A 19,678-nucleotide genomic window follows, 5' to 3' on the forward strand; every position below is an offset into this window, starting at 1 on the left:
AAGGCTACCTTTTCAGACAGCCTCTTTTTTATTGGTTAATTAGTTTAAAAGCTTAGCGTGTACCGTTTACTATAAAAGCGTGAATTACGCCGGGAATCCAACCTAAAGCTGTTAATAGTAAACTTATTAAAAAAGTTACTCCAAGACCGTGTTTCATAAAAACGGCTAAGGGAGGTAATAAGATATTTAAAATGATCGTTAACATAATATTTTTTTTAATTGGTTATTTCTATCGAAATTACATAGAAATACAAGTCATCCAATTAGATTTAACGGGTTCTTGGTAAGGGTTTAACAAAATATCATGCTTTGAATTTTCTGTATCTGGCCAGCATAAATACGTATATACTATAGCAAACCAAACCTGCCGCAACTAATCCCATTAGCCAAGAACCATAAGGTGAATCCTGCAAAAATGAAAAAGCATCAGAGGTTCCCTTCATATTTGAAGTATTAGATTCTACGGCTGCCCTTATAAAAATATAAGCTAAAACCCCGAAAATAATTCCGCGAGCAATTAGACCAAGGTAGCCGGTGTTTTTTACGGTTTTCCGTTTCTTTTCATCTTTAATAGAGTCGTAGCCAAAATCTTCAAGAAATTTCTTTGTTTTAGCTTTATTAAATTGGGCAATACTGGCCACAATAAGGCCTACGCCTATAATTGCAAAAACCACCACACCAAGGGTTCCGGTAATTCCACCACCAGAGCTGCCACCTGAAGATGATCCGGCGTTTATTAACGTCATAAATGCATAAACCGCCAGGCCCAGATACAAAATAGCGCTAATAAAATAGGCTACACGTTTTCCTTTCCCTTTTTTATCGTCTCCAATATTTTCAGGATCCTGAATGGACTGAATAAATCGCCAGGCCGAGTAGCACAAAAGACCAAGACCTATTAAAACCAGTAAGGCATTTCCAAATGACTGGTTTTCCAAAAATTTGATTACCTGTAAATTACTGGATTTTTGACCGCCCATATTAAATGCAGCGAGAAAAGTAAGTATTCCCATAATGCCATAAACAGTAGCTTTAGCAACATAACCCACCCGGGCCATTTTCTTTAATTTAGAGTCCATTTTCTTAAGAATTTGTTTGGTTAGTAAACTAAATTTAATTCTTTGAAAACGGTTAAACGAAGACTTGGGAAAATTTTAAAGGTTCAAAATTGTGAATTTTGGAAAATTTAAATGTTTTAAATATAGGGTTGAAAAGATCTGGTTAGCGAAATATTTAAAGTAAAAATTTTTAAACCATTTCAAAAATAACCAGGGCGTACAGGTAAAATCTTACAAAACGCAGTAAACCAAACATAAGGTAACTTGGGAATGGAAATTTTATAATTCCGGCTGCAATACTCGTCATCGCAAACGGAATTGGGAGTAGGGCACCTACTATAATTAAAAATCCACCCCATTTTCGGGTGTTTTTAATATGTTGCGCCATTTTTACCTCAATAGCTTCGTGTACAGCCGGGATTTTAGTCATCCAGCGGCCTATAAAGTAAGAAATTACACCTCCTAGGTAGGAAGCCAGTGCCAGTAAAGAAAGGTATAGAATTGGACTGGAAGATTTGCCAGACCAGGCTATAAATAGTTCTGGTGGGATTAATCCCAGTAAAGATTCTGACGCAAAGAAAACACTTATAATACCCAGCGGCGAATAAGTTTCGGTTACTGTTACCAGCATTTGCTCAATATCCAGCACCCAACGATCTATTGCCCAAAGCGCTGCTACAAATAAAACTATGGGTAAAATTGCTTTTTTTACACTTTTCCAAACAAAGCTGTAAAAACCGGTATAACTATAATACTGGTGCAATAAGCGTATGCGCGACTTCTTTTTAGATTTCGCATCTTTCTTCATCAAATTCTCCTTTAGCAATTTACTCACTAAGCGAGATTTAAATATTCCGATTTATATATCGGCTCCTTTAATTATCTCAGCTTAATGCCTTATGGGTTACCCCAGGATTTCTTATCGAGGTAGTTCAATAAGGTTTTTATGCCGACTAATATTCAAATACCAGACCAGTTTACTCTTTCAAGCTAAGATCTAGTTTTCTTCAGCATATTCATTGAATGCTTTTACGTATTCACGTAGCTCCAATTCATTTACACGGTTAGAAGGATCTGCCATTAAAGAAAGTAGATAATCAAGGCTTTCCTGCCCGGTTGCTTCTTCCTGTAAAGGAGCTTCTTCACCTTCCTCTACCGGATCATCTTCTGGGATCGCAATATTAAAAGAATCGTAAGCTTCTACGTGTTCAAAAGTTAACCTGATGGTTTTTGCCAATAAAGGCTGCCCTTCTTCTACAACAAGGGTTCTTAATTCTTTCAGATCGTTTACCAGGGTATTGGTAATTATTCCATTGCGCATTAAATCACGCTGAATCTTATTGAGTAATTTTTGGGCTTTGATATTATTCAAGAGAATATAGGTTAATCAGGTTATACTAATTTTTTTGCAAATGTACTGCTTTCGTAGTTTTATAAAACATTTTAACAAAGAAATTAAGAAGCTTTTATACACTTTTAAATGAGTTTTTGAGATTATTTATTCTTATAATCTTCATTTAACCCTTAATTATAAAGCCTCTAAAATTAACAATATCTTAGTCCTTAAGATTTCAGCGAAATCGCATTGTTTAGTAGCTTTAGCCTAACTAAAAAATTAAAATACTATGAGTTCATTAAAAGGAAAAGTTGCATTTATTACCGGTGGAAGTAAAGGAATTGGTTATGGCGTGGCCCAATCGCTTTTAGATTTGGGAATGAAAGTAGCCATAACAAGCCGTTCTAAAGATGCTGCTGAAAAAGCCGCCAAAGAACTAAGCGCAACTGATGCCTTAGGTCTTGAAGCTGATGTTAGAAATTACGAAAGTCAGGAAAAAGCCGTAAAAGCTGCAATAGATAAATTTGGGCAACTTGATGTGATGGTGGCCAATGCTGGAATTGGACATTTTGGATCTATAGACGAATTATCTCCAGAGAAATGGCAGGAAACAATAGATACCAATTTAACAGGAGTTTTTTATAGCGTTAAGTCCAGTTTAGCTGCTTTAGAAAAATCTAAAGGTTACCTTATTACTATTTCCAGTCTTGCCGGAACTAACTTTTTTGCCGGAGGAGCTGCTTATAATGCCAGTAAATTTGGCTTAACAGGATTTACCCAGGCGGTGATGTTGGATCTTAGACAAAAAGGAATTAATGTAAGTACCATTATGCCGGGTTCTGTGGCTACGCATTTTAATGATCACACTCCAAATGCAGAAGATGCCTGGAAGATTCAACCGGAAGATATTGGTGAATTAGTTGTAGATCTTTTAAAAATGAATAAGCGTACCTTACCAAGTAAGATAGAGGTAAGACCATCGCAACCACCTAAAAAATAATTTTTTAAATAACATAGATTGAGGAGGCTGACTGAAAAGTATAATTTTCGTCAAGCTGAACTTGGTTCAGCTTCTAATTTGTTTTAACTATAAACATTTTATATCCTGAAATAAATTCAGGATGACAATTTTAAGAACTTTCCAGACACCTCTTTTTTTATCATTTCTTTTATCGTAATATTGCAATAAACAATTAAAAAATGGGTCTTACAAAATCTGAAATATTTAGCCCCTTGCAAAACGAACTGGCGGGAATAGCCAAAGTTCTGGGACATCCTGCAAGAATTGCCATTCTACAGGAAATTATAAAATCAAAATCCTGTATTTGCGGCGACCTTGTTCAGGAAGTGGGGTTGGCGCAGCCTACCATTTCACAGCATTTAAAGGAGCTGAAAAACATAGGACTTATAAAAGGAGATATAGAAGGAACCCGGGTTTGTTACTGTATAAACCCCGAAAAATGGAACCAGGTAAAAGAACTTTTTGCCACTTTTCTTGATTCTAATATTTCTCCTAACGATGAGTGTTGCTAAAGCAATAGCTGGGTATCCAAAATTTCAACTCAAATCTTACTTATAGAATAAAAAATTCTTTTTGTTATGGCTCGAAAAAAGATGAATTTCCTCGATAAATATCTCACAGTATGGATTTTCCTGTCAATGTTTATAGGGGTAGCCATTGGCTATTATATGCCACAAAGTGCCGGGATTATAGACTCCTATAGCGTTGGATCAACAAATATCCCTATTGCCGTAGGTTTAATTTTAATGATGTATCCGCCTTTAGCCAAGGTGAATTATAAATATTTACCTAAGATTTTTAAAAACCTAAAAATTCTTAGTGTCTCTTTATTACTAAACTGGATTATAGGCCCCATTTTAATGTTTTTTCTCGCCATAATTTTTCTCCAGGATCATCCCGAATATATGGTTGGCCTTATTCTAATTGGCCTTGCCCGTTGTATCGCTATGGTTTTAGTATGGAACGATCTCGCGGAAGGAAGTAGCGAATATGGTGCTGGTTTGGTTGCCTTAAACAGTATTTTTCAGGTGTTTTTCTATAGTTTTTATGCCTGGATCTTTATCACCGTTTTACCGCCATATTTTGGGTTTGAAGGCGCTATTGTAGACATTTCTATTGGTACAATTGCTAAAAGCGTTGCTATTTATCTTGGTATTCCATTCCTGGCAGGCTATTTAAGTCGGGTGATTTTAGTTAGAACTAAAAGCGAAGCCTGGTATAAAGAAAAATTTCTTCCGGCAATCTCACCGCTAACGCTTATTGCGCTTTTATTCACAATTTTAGTGATGTTTAGCTTAAAAGGTGAAACCATCGTGGAAATCCCGGTAGATATAGTTTTAATTGCTATTCCGCTGGTAGTTTATTTTATTCTGATGTTTTTTATAAGCTTTTTTGTCTCTAAATATTTCGGTGCAGGTTATAAGCAAAATGCCTCCATTTCATTTACCGCAACCGGGAATAATTTTGAACTTGCAATAGCCGTAGCAATTGCTGTCTTCGGAATTGATAGCGGGCAGGCTTTTGCCGGGGTTATTGGGCCTTTGGTGGAAGTTCCGGTTTTAATTGGTTTGGTAAGTGTCGCGTTTTGGTTGAAACAGAAATATTATCCTAAAGAAAAATTAGTATAATGGCTGAAGTTTACGATGTAATAATAATTGGAGGCGGCCAAAGCGGACTCGCTTGCGCTTATTATTTAAGACGAACAAAACTGAATTATTTAATACTTGATGAGCAGGAAAACTGCGGTGGTGCCTGGCAAAAAACTTGGGATTCTTTAAGGCTTTTTTCTCCAGCAGATCAGTCTTCGCTGCCCGGTTGGCTAATGCCTAAGAACGAGGATGGATTTCCACCCAAAGATCACGTAATTAATTATTTGTGCAAGTACGAAGAACGTTATAATTTTCCGGTTAAGCGTCAGGTAAAAGTTGATAATATAGAAACAGAATCAGGTGTTTTTAAGCTTAAAACTTCAGCAGGAGATTTTTCAGCAAAAACAGTAATTTCAGCAACTGGAACCTGGAAAGCGCCATTTATTCCGAAGATAAAAGGAATAGATATTTTCCGCGGAAAACAAATTCATTCGGCTCAATATAGAAATGCAGAACAGCTTCAAAATAAGAACGTACTTATTGTTGGGGAAGGAAATTCCGGAGCACAAATTTTAGCCGAAATTTCTAAAGTAGCGAATACCAGTTGGACAACTTTAAAAGATCCCGAATATTTGCCAGACGATGTAGATGGGAGAGTACTTTTTAATGTAGCTACCGCAAAATATAAGGCCGAGAAGGAGGGAAAGAAATTTGATCCCGCAGCTTATAACCTTGGAAATATTGTTATGGTGCCCACAGTTAAGGAAGCTCGGGAAAGAGGTGTGCTTAAAACCAAAGGAAGTTTCACCGAGTTCACCGAGAATGGCGTGATTTGGGAAAATGGAACTAAAGAAGATTTTGACCTTATAATTTGGTGTACCGGCTTTCATTATGCTACAGATCATTTAAATAATATAGTGGAGCCAGATGCTAAGGGTAAAATTAAAACCGAAGGAACCAGAGCTAAAAACACTAACGGACTTTGGTTAGTGGGTTATGGTGGCTGGACAGGATATGCTTCTGCTACTCTAATTGGGGTGGGCCGAAGCGCACGCGCTACCATAAAAGAAATTACCGAATATCTAAAAGACTAAATTTCCCAATTTTTTAAGAGCTTTTCTCCTCTAATATTGATGCATGTTAGGCTATGCCGTTAAACCCATACTAAAAATCTAAAATTGCTGGTTAGATACTATACTCTACGCTAATTTTGAGTAAAACCAAAAAAATTAGATATGAGTATTAAAGGAAAAACTATAATTATAACTGGAGCTTCTAGTGGAATTGGAGAAGCTACCGCAAAAAAATTATCTAAAGAAGGCGCTAATGTAGTATTAAGTGCACGCCGTGAGGACAGATTGAATTCTTTGAAAGATGAGATCGTAAAAAACGGTGGATTGGCTTTAGTAGTTCCGGCCGATGTTACTAAGAAAGAAGATTTTAAAAAAGTTGTTTCCTCAACTTTAGAAGAATTTGGAAGCATTGATGGAATTATAAATAATGCCGGTTTAATGCCACTTTCTTACGTTAAGAACCTACATACCGATGAGTGGGATAAAATGATAGATGTAAATATAAAAGGGGTAACTAATGGTGTTTCTGCAGTGCTACCAACAATGATGGAGCAGAAAAGTGGAAATATAATTAACATTTCTTCTAGTGCAGCACACAAATATTATCCAGGTGGAGCTGTTTATTGTGCTACCAAAGCAGCGGTAAAAATGTTTACTGAAGGACTTAGAGCCGAATTAGCTCCTCACTACGGAATAAATGTAACTTCTATAGATCCAGGATTTGTATCTACAGAATTAACAGATACTATTACAGACGATGAGATCAAGAAAGATATGGAGCCAATGTTTAAAGAGTTAACTCCATTGCAGGCAGAAGATATTGCTGAAGCAATCTATTATTCATTAAGTCAGCCGAAAAGAGCTAATATTAATGATGTATATATCATGCCAACAGATCAGGAGCAATAGATTAGCTTCCTTATTAAATAAAAAAGCGTGTTTGGAATTTTTCAAACACGCTTTTTTAATGTCTAATATTTAGAGGGTGTTCCTTAAATTTCAACTACCATTTTTCCGGTATTTTTTCCTTCAAAAAGATCTAGAAATGCCTGCGGTGTTTCATCGAAACCTTTTACAATAGTTTCATCGTACTTAAGCTTTCCTTCATTTAACCATCCTGCTAATTCTTTAATAGAACTTTCAAATTCGTCAAAATGATTACGCACTAAAAAGCCCTGCATTAAAGCACTTTTTTTAATCATAATACCTTCAAGTCTCGGGCCCGTAGGTATGCCTTTTTCATTATAAATAGAAATGGCACCACAATTAATAATTCGGGCAAAACGGTTAATATTCATCATCACTGCGTCCAGGGTTTCACCACCTACATTATCAAAATATACATCTACACCATCGGGACAATTTTTCTCAATGGCTTTTTGCATATTTTCAGTGGTTTTATAATTGATGCCTTCATCGTAACCGAATTTCTCCTTTATATGATCAATCTTTTCATCACTTCCTGCAATTCCAACTACTCTGCAGCCTTTAATTTTTCCAATTTGTCCGGCTACACTTCCAACAGCACCGGCGGCTCCTGAAACCACTAGAGTTTCACCTTTTTCAGGTTTCCCAATATGTTTTAGTGCTAAATGAGCTGTTAGCCCGGTTAATCCTAAAATGCCCAGGTAGGCACTTGGTTTGGCCAGGTTGGTGTCAATCTTATTCAAATTCTCACCCGTGTGAGTTTGAAAAAGTTCCCATTTCAACATTCCGCTTACAACATCTCCAGTTTTAAAATCCTTGTTTTTGCTTTCTATAACTTCAGCAACCAACATAGATTCTATGGGTTCGTTTAATTCAAAAGGAGGAATATAAGATTCTTCATCTCGCATTCTTCCGCGTAAATATGGATCTACTGAAATATATTTAGTCTTTAATAGAATCTCTCCATCTTTTGGTGAAGACTTTTCAATTTCGGTAATTTCAAAATCTGATAAAGAAGGTTTTCCCTTCGGGCGGTTCTTTAAAAGTATACTCTTATTCATTTCTAAACTATTTAATTATTTTTAATACTGAATTTTTCTTAATTATATCACGGCAAGGAAAATTCAGCTTTTGTTCAAATTACTGCTAAGAATAGAACCCTGCAACTCACAATTATTAATTTAAACTTAAAATCATTTCTTAAGCTGCTTACTTCTGAAAAAGAAATCGATTAAACCGAAAAGAATGAGTTCGTAGCAAGATGCACCGTAATCTAATTTATGTTTCAAATGTTATCATTTCTTAAACTATTGGTTGATACTCTATAATACACCGTAACTTTGCTTCGATAAACGCATAAGATTTGCCTAACATTATACTTACTTACTGGCAGGAATTCCTGAAATATATTAGAAGCACCGATTTCTCTAAGGCAATGGTACTCACTTTTGCTATAGGTTCACCTGTGGGGATTTTTATTTGGTTGGGGAATTTTGAAATTGGAGTTGTTCTCGCAATGGGCGCGTTGTTAAGTTCTCCTAGTGATATACCCGGGAGTTTTAGACACAGGAATATAGGGGTGATTCTTGCAGCTATGCTGGCCGGTATTGTTTCTATAATTATGGGCTATGCTTCAGCTTATCTATGGCTTGTTTTACCATTTTTAGGAATATTAATGTTTGGTATTGCCTATCTCGCGGTTTACGGTTTTAGGGCATCACTGGTAGCTTTTGCCGGTTTATTTGCCATTGTACTAAGTTTTGCAAATATTTCTACTGAAATTCTACCCTGGGAACGCGGTTTACTTATTGTTGGAGGTGGTTTATGGTATTTGGTTTTAAGTAATATCTGGAATTTTCTAAACCCTAAACACCATACCGAACAGCTTTTAGCCGAATGTCTTGAACTTACCGCGAAATACTTAAAAACAAGGGCGCATTTACTTACTGAAACCGCTAAAAGAGAAAAGCTTCAGAAGGAATTATTTATCCTTCAAACCGATCTTAACGAAAAGCACGAAAGTTTACGCAATATTCTTATAAACGCCAGGCGTGCCTCGGGGAATTCAAATTATGCCCGAAAACGCTTATTAATTTTTATTGAATTAGTAGATATTTTAGAGCTGGCAATGGCCAATCCTGTAGATTACAGTAAAATGGACGAAGTTTTACAGGAAGACCGCGAATTGTTGGAGCGTTTTAAAAAATTGATTAAAAAAATTGCTTTTCAGCTTGATGAAATTTCTGTGGTTATAGAGAAGAAAAAGAAATCTTCAACAAAAGAAATCAGGCAATATTTAAAGGCTGTAGAAGAAAATTTCCAGGAAGTTAGGATGCTTATTTCTTCAGAAAATAATGAGAAAACATTTCTGCTTCAAAATTTATTCGATTATTTAGAAAAGCAGGGTCAAAAAATAAATACCATAGTTAGGGTTTTACATAATTTGGATACCCGGGAACCGGTTTTACTGAAAAATAAAGAAGTTTCCCAATTTATTACTCCGCAAGATTACGACCCTAAAATACTTGTTGAAAACTTCAATTTTGGTTCTCCAATTTTTAAGCATTCCTTAAGGCTGGCTATTGTAATTTTAGTAGGATTCAGCATAGGATTATATTTTTCTTTTGAAAATGCTTACTGGATAATTCTCACTATTGTGGTAATTATGCGACCCAATTACGGGCTCACAAAAGACCGGTCTAAACAGCGAATAGTGGGGACTTTAATTGGTGCGGTAATCGCATTGGGGATTGTTTTTATAACAAAAAACCAGGTAGTTTATGGAATTTTAGGACTGTTTTCCCTTACTCTTGCTTTTTCTCTAATTCAACGTAACTACCGGACAGCAGCTGTTTTTATTACTTTGAGTATTGTATTTATTTATTCCCTTTTAAAACCAGATGTTTTTAATGTGATTCAGTTTAGGGTTATAGATACCGTATTGGGAGCCGGCCTTGCTGCCTTGGGGAATTTTATTTTATGGCCGGCCTGGGAATCACAGCTTATTAAAAATGTGATTAAAGAAAGTATTGGCGCCAACAAAAAATACCTGGAAGAAATTGATAGTTTTTATCATAAAAAAGGAACTTTACCTACATCTTATAAACTTTCGAGAAAAAAGGCATTTTTAGAAATGGGGAATTTAAGTGCATCTTTTCAACGAATGACGCAGGAGCCAAAATACAAGCAAAAAGAATTAGCGCAGCTTTATAAAATTGTAGGTTTAAATCAAACTTTTCTTTCGGCTTTGGCTTCGCTGGGAACTTTTATTCAAAATCATAAAACTACGGCAGCTTCTAAGAATTTTGAAGTTTTTGTGTCCCATATTTGTACTAATTTAGAAAATGCTATAAAAGGATTAGAAGAGGAAGAAACATTAAAAGGTTTTGACACTGCCCGCACAGAAAAAGCTGCTTCAGCTTTATTAAAAACCTATAAAGAATTATTGGTAGAAAGGGAAAATCAGTTAAAGGAAGATCCCGTAAAAGACCAAAAAGATGTACAATTAAGGTTACAGGAAGCACAATTGGTAAGTAGCCAGGTGCAGTGGTTATTAGAAATTTCAGAAAACCTTCAAAAGACCATAGCGAAAACAAACTTCAGCTAAATGAGTAAACGCCAATTAAAAAAATACCTTCAGGAATTAGATAAGGAGCAGCTGGAAGAGCAAATTGTTGATCTCTACGAACGTTTTAAACCGGTAAAGGTTTTTTACGATTTTGTGTTTAATCCGCGGGAAGAAGAACTAATGCGGAAGGCCAAATTAAAGATTTCTAAAGAATATTTTCCTGAAACTAGGCGCAAACCAAAAGCCCGTAGATCTATTGCCCAAAAGGAAATTAAACATTTTCAACAACTTGGGGTAGAACCCCATTTAACCGCAGATTTAATGCTTTTTAATATTGAAATTGCGCAAACTTTTGCTGAAGAAAAAAGCAATTTAAAGGAAGCTTTTTGTAAAAGTATCTTCAAATCTTATGAAGAAGCGGTGAAGTTTATTCTGAAAGAAGGCGTACTTCCCGATTTTAAAAATAGAATTTTGAAAATAGCTGCGGAAGCCGAAAATCAGAGCTGGCCAAACGCTTACAGGTTTGAAAAAATTGAAATGCAATTTCAAGACGCGCCGTAATTGTGTACATTTGGGAAAATGAAACCAGCATGATGCTGGAAGCTAATATTAGCTTAATACCGGAAATAGATTTAAGCCAGGGATTTTTGCTATGGGATTCACCTTATAATTAATGAAAGTTTTCTTTCTTTTTTGTTTTCTTATTATTTGCACTTCAGGTTTTGCCCAGTTAGGCTTTTGTGAAGGGAGCAAGGGTGACCCTATTTTTTATGAAGATTTTGAAACCGTCTCGCAATTACCCACCGGCACTACGAATTATACTTATGTAAACCAGGATCCACAAGATGGACAATATACTCTGTCCAGCCAAATAGGAAGGGTAATTACTTCCTGGCATTCAAGTTTACCCAACGGCACCATTTCAAATCGCGATGCCTTAATTGTAAATGCTTCTTTTAGTTCTGGCAGATTTTACAGGACAGAAATTAACGGACTTTGTGAAAACACTACATATGAGTTTTCTGCCTATTTAATTAATATTTACAATCGTTCCAGTACGGTATGTCCAGATGGTGGAATTCCTATAAATGTACGTTTCGAAATTTGGGATGAGAACGATGCTAACTTATTAAAAGAAGGAAATACAGGAAATATTCCCTCACAAAGCAGTCCGGAATGGGAGCAATATGCACTTACTTTTCAAACTGAAGCAGGCCAGGATTCTGTAATTCTAAAAATGTTCAATAATGGTGATGGCGGCTGCGGAAATGATCTTGCCATAGACGATATAATTTTTAGATCTTGCGGCGATCTAACTACGGTTACTGCTCAAAATGATGAAAACCGAATAGATATTTGTGCCGAAGAAGCCCCTGTAAATCTTAGCCTGGAAGCAACTCCAGATTATTCGGTGTATAATACTCACGCCTACCAGTGGCAGGAAAGTAGCGATAATCAAACCTGGATAAATATTCCCGGTGAAAATGATGGAATATACAATACTCCGGCCTTAAATACTTCCCGTTATTACAGGGTAAAAGTAGCCGAAGATCCGGTGAATTTAAACGCAAACCTTTGCAGTTCTGTTTCAGAAATTTTTACGGTAAATATTTTAAAAACTCCTGCGCCACCACAAAGCGGGGGTGATGTGAGTATTTGTAGTGATGAAGAAATTCCAACTTTAAATGTTACAATTGAAGAAAATGAAGTAGCGAACTGGTATGATGGAAATAAAAATTTACTGGCGCAAAATACCACTTCTTATCTGCCCGAATCACCCGGTACTTATTATGTTGAAGCTTTAAATGAAGGTTTAGAATGTACCCCGAGTGCTAAAACAGCGATAGAATTTACTATAAATGAAACTCCACAGGTTGAAGATGAAGTTCTACAACTTTGTGACGGGGCCAGTTTAATCCTGGAAGCCGGTTTACCGAGGCTTTCATATCAATGGTCTACGGGAGAGAATTCTGAACAAATAGAAATAAATTCTGCGGGGAATTATAGCGTAGTTCTTACCACGGCTGAGGGCTGCTCTACCACTAAAAACTTTGAAATTAACCAGGTTGATATTGCCGAAATTGAATCGATAATTTCAGAGGAAGAAAATATAGTGATTACCCCAGCCAACGAAGGTGATTTCGAATATTCTATAGATGGTACTAATTTTCAATCCTCAAATATTTTTACGTTGGTTCCCGGCGGAATTTATACCATTTATATGCGCGATCTTTCGTCGTGTAAAACAGTAATCCAGGAATTTCCGCATATTGTGATCCCAAAATTTATTACCCCAAATGCAGATGGATATAATGATGATTTCAGCATTAACGGACTCGAATATTTTCCTTCTTCAGAAATAAGAATTTTTGATCGCTACGGGAAGTTAATAAAAGCAGATGATGGTAAAGACTTTAACTGGAATGGCACCCTAGACGGGCGTTCCCTTCCGTCAGACGATTACTGGTATCATATTAAAATTGAAGGCTTTAAAACGCTGAAAGGTTCTTTTAGTTTAAAGCGGTGAAGCTTTTTTACTAATATTTTTTATTCGTTGTGAGTTAAGGCTTATTAAAAGCATTGCCGCAAATATTACCAGGATAATTGTACTAAAATCAAAGCCGCCATCAATCATAAATCCAACTAATAAAGGCCCTAAAGCAGTACTAATAACCATAAACATGGTAAAAACACTTCGAATGGCACCCATTTTTTCGGTTCCATAAATTTCAGCAATTAAGGATGTTTTAACCGTTCCCGCCATTCCGCCGGTGATACCGGCAGTAATTAGGAATAAAAGTGCACCAATAATACTATCCATTAAAGCAAAAGGAATAAGACCTAAGGTCATTGGAATAAGATATATTCTAAACATTTTTTTCGCAGTAAATTTATCAACCCACGTGCCACCAACCAGGGAAAATATAAATCTGGAAATGGCATAAACCGTAAAAAATGTTGCATAAAGTTGCGGAGACCAGCCTTTATCTTCCACAAACACATATTGATAAAAGAAAATAGCAGTGTTGGTAAAACCTAAAATAAAACTGGCAGGCATCATAATCCCAAAACGTTTATCGGCCACCACGCTTTTGTAATCTTTCAAAAGCGACCAGGTAGAAGGTTTTCCTTCGGTAGAAAGTTGCTGGTCAAAAGCTATTAAATTTGTGAATTTTAAACGAATTAAATAGAGTAGGAGGGCAACACCACTTATAATTGCCGCCATTCTCCAGTCAAAAAAAGCGATTATTGAAGTGATAATAATTGGAAAAACTGCTTCTCCCATAGAATATCCCAGGGAAGAAATACTAAGTGCTTTTCCGCGGTTTTTATCAAAATATTTGGAAATTATGGTCATACTAATATGACTCATTAATCCCTGCCCACAAAGTCTTAAGCCTATTAAAGCAACAAAAAGTATAGCGATATGATAAGAAAGCCCTAGCAAAATACTGGAAAGTCCAAGACTTAACACGGTGAACGCGGTTACTTTTTTCACCGGTTTATGGTCTACGGTATGCCCCACGCTAAGCATAATTACTGAAGCCGCTACCGTACAGCCTGCATAAATGGCTCCAAAAGTACCTTCGGTTATTGAAAAAGCTTTTACAATTTCTGGAACATATAATGAAATTAGGAAAGTTTGCCCAAAACTGGATAGAAATGTAAGTAGCCAGCCAAAACTGACTTTTCTATAATTTTCTCGTAAAAAGTAGAAATAATCTTTCAAACTGTTCTATTTCAATTTTTAAAAGTTGCAAATTTAAGACTACAGGCGAACAATAGAGAAAAGTATGTGTTTTAATTTCTTGAAATATAAAAGCCACCCTTTTGAGGTGGCCTGGATTTCGATTTTTTGAATAAACCTAAATTATTTTTTAGGCTTTCCTTCTCTGGCTGGTTGCTTTTTTGGTGCTGCCTGTGATTTTTTAGGCTCCTTCTTTGCATCGTCCTTTTTGTGATTTGCTTGCTGTGCCATTTTATTTATATTTATTGATTAATAGAATAAAGATATACTTATAATAAACTGGTTAATAGTTAATTATGAAAATATTAACTAGCAGAATATTAACTTGAATCTTTAATATTTCAAAAATTAAATAGGCTTATTGAAAGCATTTATAGCAATTTAAATGTAATTTGACTGGCTATTGTTTACATTTGAATAAATCAAAGATTATCATTCTAAAATTATAGTTTTAAATGAGCCAGAATGAGGTTATAGAGCAGATAAAAGCACAAAAGAAACTACCGAATTTAAAATTCAGTATAAAAGAGAAAACAGAGGCTTTTACAAATAACCTCTTTTACACGTTGTTTGATGAAGAAACACCGGTAGAAGAGAATATTATAAAACTGGGGAAAGATTTTGAAGAATTGGCAGATCTTGTTTGCTGGGAACCGAAAACTCCCTGCCGGGATATTTGGCAGGAATATTTAGACAGATTACCGGGAATTCTTGAGAAACTCAATAAAGATGCTCGTGCTATTTCAGAAAACGATCCCGCTGCAAACTCGCTGGAAGAGGTAATTTTATCTTACCCCGGCTTTTTCGCTATTGCTATTTATCGTTTTAGCCACGAGTTCTATAAATTCGGACTTCCTTTGGTTCCACGTTTAATGACAGAATGTGCCCATGGACTTACGGGAACCGATATTAATCCTGGGGCGAAAATAGGAACTCCATTTTTTATAGACCACGCTACAGGAGTGGTGATTGGGGAAACCGCAGTAATAGAAGATAATGTGAAAATTTACCAGGGAGTTACCCTGGGCGCCCTTTTTGTAGACCGTAACCTAAAAGATATAAAAAGGCATCCCACCATAGAAAAGAATGTTACTATTTATGCCAATGCTACTATTCTTGGTGGGGAAACGGTAATTGGTGCCAATAGTATTATTGGAGGAAATGTTTGGTTAACCGCTTCGGTACCTAAAAATTCTATGGTTTCCCATACACCTCAAATTAATATTAAAAAGACGAGTAAATAATGAACGATTCTATATTAGACCTAATAGGAAATACGCCTCTCGTAAAAGCGCAAACGCTTATTAAAAATCCTAAGGTTAAGCTATATTTTAAATTGGAAGGTCAAAATCCCGGCGGAAGCGTAAAAGATAGGGCCGCTTATAATATGATTAAAAGCGCATTAGACAGGGGAGATATTACGAAAGAAACCAAACTCATTGAAGCCACTAGTGGTAATACAGGAATTGCTCTGGCAATGATAGCCGGATTATTTAAACTGGATATAGAACTGGTAATGCCAGAAAATTCTACTATAGAAAGAGTACAAACTATGCGTGCTTATGGAGCAAAAGTTACGCTTACTGATGCAGATGGTGGTATTGAAGGAGCGCGCGATTATGCCGAAGAAAAAATGGCTGGTGGCGATTATTTTATGATTAACCAGTTTAGTAATAACGATAACTGGCAGGCGCATTATAATACTACAGGACCTGAAATTTGGAACGATACCAAACATAAAATCACCCACTTCGTATCCTCAATGGGAACCACGGGTACCATAATGGGAACATCTACTTATCTAAAAGAAAAAAACAAAGACATTCAAATTGTTGGAGTTCAACCCACGGACGATTCCCGTATTCCAGGAATTAGAAAATGGCCAGAAGCTTATTTACCCAAAATTTTTAAACCAGAGAGAGTTGATCGAATTTTGGAAGTAAGTGAAGATGAGGCCGTGACAATGACTAAAAAACTCGCTGTTGAAGAAGGAATTTTTGCCGGAATGAGCAGTGGAGGTGCTGCAGCTGCAGCAATTAGATTATGCAATGAGTTGGAAGAAGGGATTGTAGTAAGTATAATTTGCGATAGGGGAGACCGGTATTTGTCTTCAAATATTTTTGAATAAAAAATTACTCCGGAAGTTGAATGGTTTAATTTCCGGAGTATAAATTAAAAATTGGGTTATTCAACAATTGTTGCCACTGCAACGCCTGATGCGTCTCTGTTAATATTCATTTTTACAGTTTTACTTTTCTTACCATTTTCAAGCTTCACCTTGTAAAACTCCTTATTAATTTCTCCTCCAGCCCTGGAAAATGCTAAATGTTTTGTGCCAACAATGCTATAACCCTTGTTAGCTTTTAGAACACTTATCAAAGAATTATAAGGTAAATTTATATCGATAAATTTTTGGCTACTGGAAATAATTTCTCCCAGGTTATTATAAATAACTTTTAAATTCCCTTTATTGGTGATAAAAGTAACCTGATATGTATCGTATTCTTTATCGCGGTTGGCAGTAATAAAGTCCATAATGCTAAAATTTTGCCTGGCATATTTCATTGGGTTGGAATGAAATTGGCCTACATAATCTTCACTCACATTATAGGTTAATGAATTGGAAGATTCTTCAATTTCAAGGGATTTTGGATTTAAGTCCATTTTCAATTCGTCTAGCTTAATTACATTCTGTGAATATGCCATCCCTAAAAAGGCAATACAAAGTAAGCTTAAGATTAACTTTCTCATAATAATTTAATTTAGAGATTAATAAATAATTGTTCTCTAAAATTAATCGAGTATTACTTGAAGTAAAAATACTTAAGTATCACTAATATAATATTTAACAAAATTTAATTGAATAAATTTTTACTGGTTGGTCGCTTTCTTTATAAGTAGGGTTAAATTTATAACTTCTATCTTTTTTCTCCCTAATTTCAATATTCCTTCATGCTTAAATTCCTGGAAGTGCCTGTTTACTACAGCGCGGGTAGATCCTATTAAATTGGCAATTTCTTCATTAGACAGGTCATTAATAAATTCCAGCTTTTTTGATTCCTGATTTATATTCTTTAAAATTAGACTGGCTAGTCGAGCGGGAATTTCTAGAAGAGTGTGATTAACGGCATACTCTTCTATATTTAAAAGTTGTTTTCCTAAATAAGGGAGCAATCTTTGGTTTAATATAGGATATTTAATTAACCACCGTCGTACAATTAATATAGGTGTAGATAACATTTTTACATCTTCTAAAGACTCATAATATAATTTGTGAGAGCAATCTTCAATTAAAGTTATAACATCAAAGAAGTCATTTTTTCTAAGTAAAAACAAAGTAAATTCCCGTCCAGTCCTTTTGTCTGTTTTAAAAACTTTTAAACGGCCCGAAATTATAATATGAAATTGATGTCTTAATTGATAACAGCTACTGCAGGTATGAGCTGGCCATTTTTCTATAATAAACTGGGAAGCAATCAATAGTAAAGATTCTTTATCAAAATCTTTGAAAAGAATACTGTTTTCAATGGTTTTTAATCCCAACGCATTTCCCTTTCCTTTTTGATTCATAATCAATTGTTTTGATTTATAAAACCTTCGGGAGGGAACAAAAAATGAATTCTAAAATTACTCATTTCCTAATTATTAAATTGTATTTCTGTCGTAAATATTTCTTTAAACCTAAGAAATCAGCTATTTTTGCAAACTTGCAGATCTGAAAAAAAATTATGGCGGTGGAAACCTTTGGAATAGAAGACAAAAAAGTTGACAAGGAACTTTATGACTATCAACAAAAAGATATAGACAAGATCTTTAATGTGATAGATAAGCATCCTGAACATTATAACCTGCTTTACCAATTACCTACAGGTGGTGGTAAAACGGTTATTTTTTCACAAATGGTGCGTGAATATATACAACGTACCGAAAAGAAAGTACTTATTCTAACTCATAGAATAGAATTGTGTAAGCAAACCTCCAATATGTTAGATGGGTTTGGCGTGCGTAATAAAATTATAAATTCCAAGGTTAAAGAATTACCAGATCAGGAAGACTATATGTGTTTTGTGGCTATGGTAGAAACCTTAAATAACCGCTTGCACGATGAAAAGCTGGAAATTAAAGATATTGGGCTTGTAATTATAGATGAGGCTCATTATAATTCTTTCCGGAAATTATTTAAATTTTTTGAGAAGTGTTTTATTCTTGGAGTAACGGCCACGCCGCTAAGCTCTAACATAAAATTACCTATGAAGGATAACTACCGCGAACTCATTGTAGGAGATTCTATAGGTTCACTTATTGAAAAAGGCTTTTTGGCCCGTGCAAATACCTATAGCTATAACGTAGGACTTACCAGTTTAAAAGTGGGAATGAATGGAGATTATACCGTAAAATCTTCAGAAGAGTTATATTCTAATATTTCCATGCAGGAAAAACTGCTTACAGCTTATTACGAACGCTCTAAGGGAAAGAAAACCCTTATTTTTAATAATGGTATTAATACTTCTATTGAAGTTTATGAGACTTTTAGAAATGCAGGTTTACCTATTCGGCATTTAGATAATACCACCAGTAAACAGGATAGAAGAGATATTTTAAAATGGTTTAAGCACACGCCTGATGCCATTGTAACTTCGGTAAGTATTCTTACCACCGGTTTTGATGAACCTACGGTAGAAACCATTGTATTGAACCGGGCTACAAAATCCCTAACGCTTTATTTTCAAATGATTGGTCGTGGCTCCAGGGTTTTACCGGGAAAATCTGAATTCAATGTGATAGATTTAGGTAATAACCTGGCTCGTTTTGGAGAGTGGAGTTCTCCAGTAGACTGGAAACAAATCTTTAGGGCTCCAGATTTCTATTTTGAAAATCTATTAAGTGATGAAGAAATTGAGCGTGAGTTTAAATACGTAATGCCTCCCGAAATAAGGGAGCAATTTTCTAATACCGAAGATGTAGATTTTGACGTTGAAGAAGCTTACGATAAAGTGATTAAAAAAGGATTAAAATCTAAAGCAGTCTTAGAATGGTCTATGGAGCAGCACGTAAAAATGTGCGTAGAAAATTCTGAAGATGTTTTTGATGCAAGAATCCTTGCAAAAGAGCTTAAAGATGATATTAGTTCTCGCATTAAGCAATATTCTTATTGTATAAGCAAGAGCACTAAAAATTACCGCGATTGGTTGGAAGAAGATTACTCCCGAAAATTGCGAATGGCCATTAATAAAGAATTTTAAGTGGTTTTTACGTCAAGTAAGTTTTTTCTTGATTATACTCCATATTAGTTGAAGTCAAAATACAAACTAATAGATCTCGTTGCGAAGATTTTCGAAGCGGGATTTTTTTCTGAAC

General features: G+C 35.4%; 19 protein-coding genes. 11 read left to right on the forward strand and 8 right to left on the reverse strand.

What is annotated here, in order from left to right; all coding sequences use genetic code 11:
• Positions 1 to 52 precede the first annotated feature (52 nt).
• The 4 genes from B4F31_RS14050 to B4F31_RS14065 all read right to left on the reverse strand — a co-directional run bounded on the left by B4F31_RS14050 (position 53) and on the right by B4F31_RS14065 (position 2,430).
• On the reverse strand, positions 53 to 205 hold the full coding sequence (locus tag B4F31_RS14050; protein WP_243870480.1) for a YqaE/Pmp3 family membrane protein: 153 nt from the start codon (positions 203 to 205) through the stop codon (positions 53 to 55).
• Between the two features lie 97 nt (positions 206 to 302).
• A complete protein-coding gene (locus B4F31_RS14055; RefSeq protein ID WP_286761554.1) occupies positions 303 to 1,079 on the reverse strand; it encodes a DUF1206 domain-containing protein in 777 nt (258 codons plus the stop codon).
• Between the two features lie 169 nt (positions 1,080 to 1,248).
• Complete coding sequence (locus B4F31_RS14060; RefSeq protein WP_075326813.1) at positions 1,249 to 1,866, reverse strand: YqaA family protein; 618 nt, start codon at positions 1,864 to 1,866, stop codon at positions 1,249 to 1,251.
• A gap of 189 nt (positions 1,867 to 2,055) precedes the next feature.
• Positions 2,056 to 2,430 (reverse strand): hypothetical protein, encoded by a 375-nt coding sequence (locus tag B4F31_RS14065; protein ID WP_075326814.1) that lies wholly within the window; start codon positions 2,428 to 2,430, stop codon positions 2,056 to 2,058.
• Between the two features lie 253 nt (positions 2,431 to 2,683).
• Here B4F31_RS14065 and B4F31_RS14070 point away from each other — a divergent pair, with 253 nt between their 5' ends.
• The 5 genes from B4F31_RS14070 (at position 2,684) to B4F31_RS14090 (ending at position 6,986) form a co-directional block, all read left to right on the forward strand.
• Positions 2,684 to 3,394, forward strand: a complete 711-nt coding sequence (locus tag B4F31_RS14070; protein ID WP_286761555.1) for an SDR family oxidoreductase — start codon at positions 2,684 to 2,686, stop codon at positions 3,392 to 3,394.
• A 200-nt stretch (positions 3,395 to 3,594) separates the two neighbouring features.
• Positions 3,595 to 3,927, forward strand: a complete 333-nt coding sequence (locus B4F31_RS14075) for an ArsR/SmtB family transcription factor (RefSeq protein ID WP_208225387.1) — start codon at positions 3,595 to 3,597, stop codon at positions 3,925 to 3,927.
• Between the two features lie 66 nt (positions 3,928 to 3,993).
• Positions 3,994 to 5,043 (forward strand): ACR3 family arsenite efflux transporter, encoded by a 1,050-nt coding sequence (arsB, locus tag B4F31_RS14080; protein WP_286761556.1) that lies wholly within the window; start codon positions 3,994 to 3,996, stop codon positions 5,041 to 5,043.
• The gene (locus tag B4F31_RS14085; RefSeq protein ID WP_414706140.1) at positions 5,034 to 6,098 is read left to right on the forward strand and encodes an ArsO family NAD(P)H-dependent flavin-containing monooxygenase; all 1,065 of its coding nucleotides are present in this window, start codon (positions 5,034 to 5,036) and stop codon (positions 6,096 to 6,098) included. The genes arsB and B4F31_RS14085 overlap by 10 nt, the downstream gene beginning before the upstream one ends.
• A gap of 141 nt (positions 6,099 to 6,239) precedes the next feature.
• Positions 6,240 to 6,986 carry an SDR family oxidoreductase gene (locus B4F31_RS14090; RefSeq protein WP_075326819.1) on the forward strand — a complete coding sequence of 249 codons (747 nt, stop codon included), beginning with the start codon at positions 6,240 to 6,242 and terminating at the stop codon, positions 6,984 to 6,986.
• An 83-nt stretch (positions 6,987 to 7,069) separates the two neighbouring features.
• On the opposite strand, the gene B4F31_RS14095 is transcribed toward B4F31_RS14090, so the two are convergent.
• Positions 7,070 to 8,065 carry an NADP-dependent oxidoreductase gene (locus tag B4F31_RS14095; protein ID WP_286761558.1) on the reverse strand — a complete coding sequence of 332 codons (996 nt, stop codon included), beginning with the start codon at positions 8,063 to 8,065 and terminating at the stop codon, positions 7,070 to 7,072.
• A 302-nt stretch (positions 8,066 to 8,367) separates the two neighbouring features.
• Here B4F31_RS14095 and B4F31_RS14100 point away from each other — a divergent pair, with 302 nt between their 5' ends.
• From B4F31_RS14100 to B4F31_RS14110, 3 genes are all read left to right on the forward strand, one after another.
• Positions 8,368 to 10,611 (forward strand): FUSC family protein, encoded by a 2,244-nt coding sequence (locus B4F31_RS14100; RefSeq protein ID WP_286761559.1) that lies wholly within the window; start codon positions 8,368 to 8,370, stop codon positions 10,609 to 10,611.
• Positions 10,612 to 11,133: a DUF6155 family protein gene (locus B4F31_RS14105; RefSeq protein WP_286761560.1), complete on the forward strand. Its 522-nt coding sequence runs from the start codon at positions 10,612 to 10,614 to the stop codon at positions 11,131 to 11,133. It abuts the gene before it with no gap.
• 112 nt (positions 11,134 to 11,245) lie between these two features.
• On the forward strand, positions 11,246 to 13,099 hold the full coding sequence (locus B4F31_RS14110) for a T9SS type B sorting domain-containing protein (RefSeq protein WP_286761561.1): 1,854 nt from the start codon (positions 11,246 to 11,248) through the stop codon (positions 13,097 to 13,099).
• On the opposite strand, the gene B4F31_RS14115 is transcribed toward B4F31_RS14110, so the two are convergent.
• Positions 13,088 to 14,302: an MFS transporter gene (locus B4F31_RS14115; RefSeq protein WP_286761562.1), complete on the reverse strand. Its 1,215-nt coding sequence runs from the start codon at positions 14,300 to 14,302 to the stop codon at positions 13,088 to 13,090. The two genes, B4F31_RS14110 and B4F31_RS14115, sit on opposite strands and share 12 nt — an antisense overlap.
• A 473-nt stretch (positions 14,303 to 14,775) precedes the next feature.
• Here B4F31_RS14115 and epsC point away from each other — a divergent pair, with 473 nt between their 5' ends.
• Positions 14,776 to 15,564: a serine O-acetyltransferase EpsC gene (epsC, locus tag B4F31_RS14120; RefSeq protein WP_093302663.1), complete on the forward strand. Its 789-nt coding sequence runs from the start codon at positions 14,776 to 14,778 to the stop codon at positions 15,562 to 15,564.
• Positions 15,564 to 16,448 carry a cysteine synthase CysM gene (gene cysM / locus B4F31_RS14125; RefSeq protein WP_075326825.1) on the forward strand — a complete coding sequence of 295 codons (885 nt, stop codon included), beginning with the start codon at positions 15,564 to 15,566 and terminating at the stop codon, positions 16,446 to 16,448. Before epsC ends, cysM begins: the two co-directional genes overlap by 1 nt.
• A 56-nt stretch (positions 16,449 to 16,504) precedes the next feature.
• Here cysM and B4F31_RS14130 read toward each other — a convergent pair whose 3' ends face one another.
• Positions 16,505 to 17,071, reverse strand: a complete 567-nt coding sequence (locus B4F31_RS14130) for a hypothetical protein (RefSeq protein ID WP_143083615.1) — start codon at positions 17,069 to 17,071, stop codon at positions 16,505 to 16,507.
• A gap of 120 nt (positions 17,072 to 17,191) precedes the next feature.
• Positions 17,192 to 17,890 carry a Crp/Fnr family transcriptional regulator gene (locus B4F31_RS14135; RefSeq protein ID WP_286761563.1) on the reverse strand — a complete coding sequence of 233 codons (699 nt, stop codon included), beginning with the start codon at positions 17,888 to 17,890 and terminating at the stop codon, positions 17,192 to 17,194.
• Between the two features lie 158 nt (positions 17,891 to 18,048).
• Between B4F31_RS14135 and B4F31_RS14140 the strand changes: the two genes are divergently transcribed.
• Positions 18,049 to 19,563 (forward strand): DEAD/DEAH box helicase, encoded by a 1,515-nt coding sequence (locus B4F31_RS14140; RefSeq protein WP_075326828.1) that lies wholly within the window; start codon positions 18,049 to 18,051, stop codon positions 19,561 to 19,563.
• Positions 19,564 to 19,678 lie beyond the last annotated feature (115 nt).

The organism is Salegentibacter sp. UBA1130, assembly GCF_002311535.1.
In the GTDB taxonomy this organism is placed as follows: domain Bacteria; phylum Bacteroidota; class Bacteroidia; order Flavobacteriales; family Flavobacteriaceae; genus Salegentibacter; species Salegentibacter agarivorans.

Coding starts and splice junctions, on each gene's coding strand:
- B4F31_RS14110 (WP_286761561.1), top strand. CDS start 11,246: ATGAAAGTTTTCTTTCTTTTTTGTTTTCTTATTATTTGCACTTCAGGT.
- B4F31_RS14060 (WP_075326813.1), bottom strand. CDS start 1,866: ATGAAGAAAGATGCGAAATCTAAAAAGAAGTCGCGCATACGCTTATTG.
- B4F31_RS14075 (WP_208225387.1), top strand. CDS start 3,595: ATGGGTCTTACAAAATCTGAAATATTTAGCCCCTTGCAAAACGAACTG.
- B4F31_RS14070 (WP_286761555.1), top strand. CDS start 2,684: ATGAGTTCATTAAAAGGAAAAGTTGCATTTATTACCGGTGGAAGTAAA.
- B4F31_RS14050 (WP_243870480.1), bottom strand. CDS start 205: ATGTTAACGATCATTTTAAATATCTTATTACCTCCCTTAGCCGTTTTT.
- B4F31_RS14055 (WP_286761554.1), bottom strand. CDS start 1,079: ATGGACTCTAAATTAAAGAAAATGGCCCGGGTGGGTTATGTTGCTAAA.
- cysM (WP_075326825.1), top strand. CDS start 15,564: ATGAACGATTCTATATTAGACCTAATAGGAAATACGCCTCTCGTAAAA.
- B4F31_RS14135 (WP_286761563.1), bottom strand. CDS start 17,890: ATGAATCAAAAAGGAAAGGGAAATGCGTTGGGATTAAAAACCATTGAA.
- B4F31_RS14140 (WP_075326828.1), top strand. CDS start 18,049: ATGGCGGTGGAAACCTTTGGAATAGAAGACAAAAAAGTTGACAAGGAA.
- B4F31_RS14090 (WP_075326819.1), top strand. CDS start 6,240: ATGAGTATTAAAGGAAAAACTATAATTATAACTGGAGCTTCTAGTGGA.
- B4F31_RS14105 (WP_286761560.1), top strand. CDS start 10,612: ATGAGTAAACGCCAATTAAAAAAATACCTTCAGGAATTAGATAAGGAG.
- B4F31_RS14095 (WP_286761558.1), bottom strand. CDS start 8,065: ATGAATAAGAGTATACTTTTAAAGAACCGCCCGAAGGGAAAACCTTCT.
- B4F31_RS14130 (WP_143083615.1), bottom strand. CDS start 17,071: ATGAGAAAGTTAATCTTAAGCTTACTTTGTATTGCCTTTTTAGGGATG.
- arsB (WP_286761556.1), top strand. CDS start 3,994: ATGGCTCGAAAAAAGATGAATTTCCTCGATAAATATCTCACAGTATGG.
- epsC (WP_093302663.1), top strand. CDS start 14,776: ATGAGCCAGAATGAGGTTATAGAGCAGATAAAAGCACAAAAGAAACTA.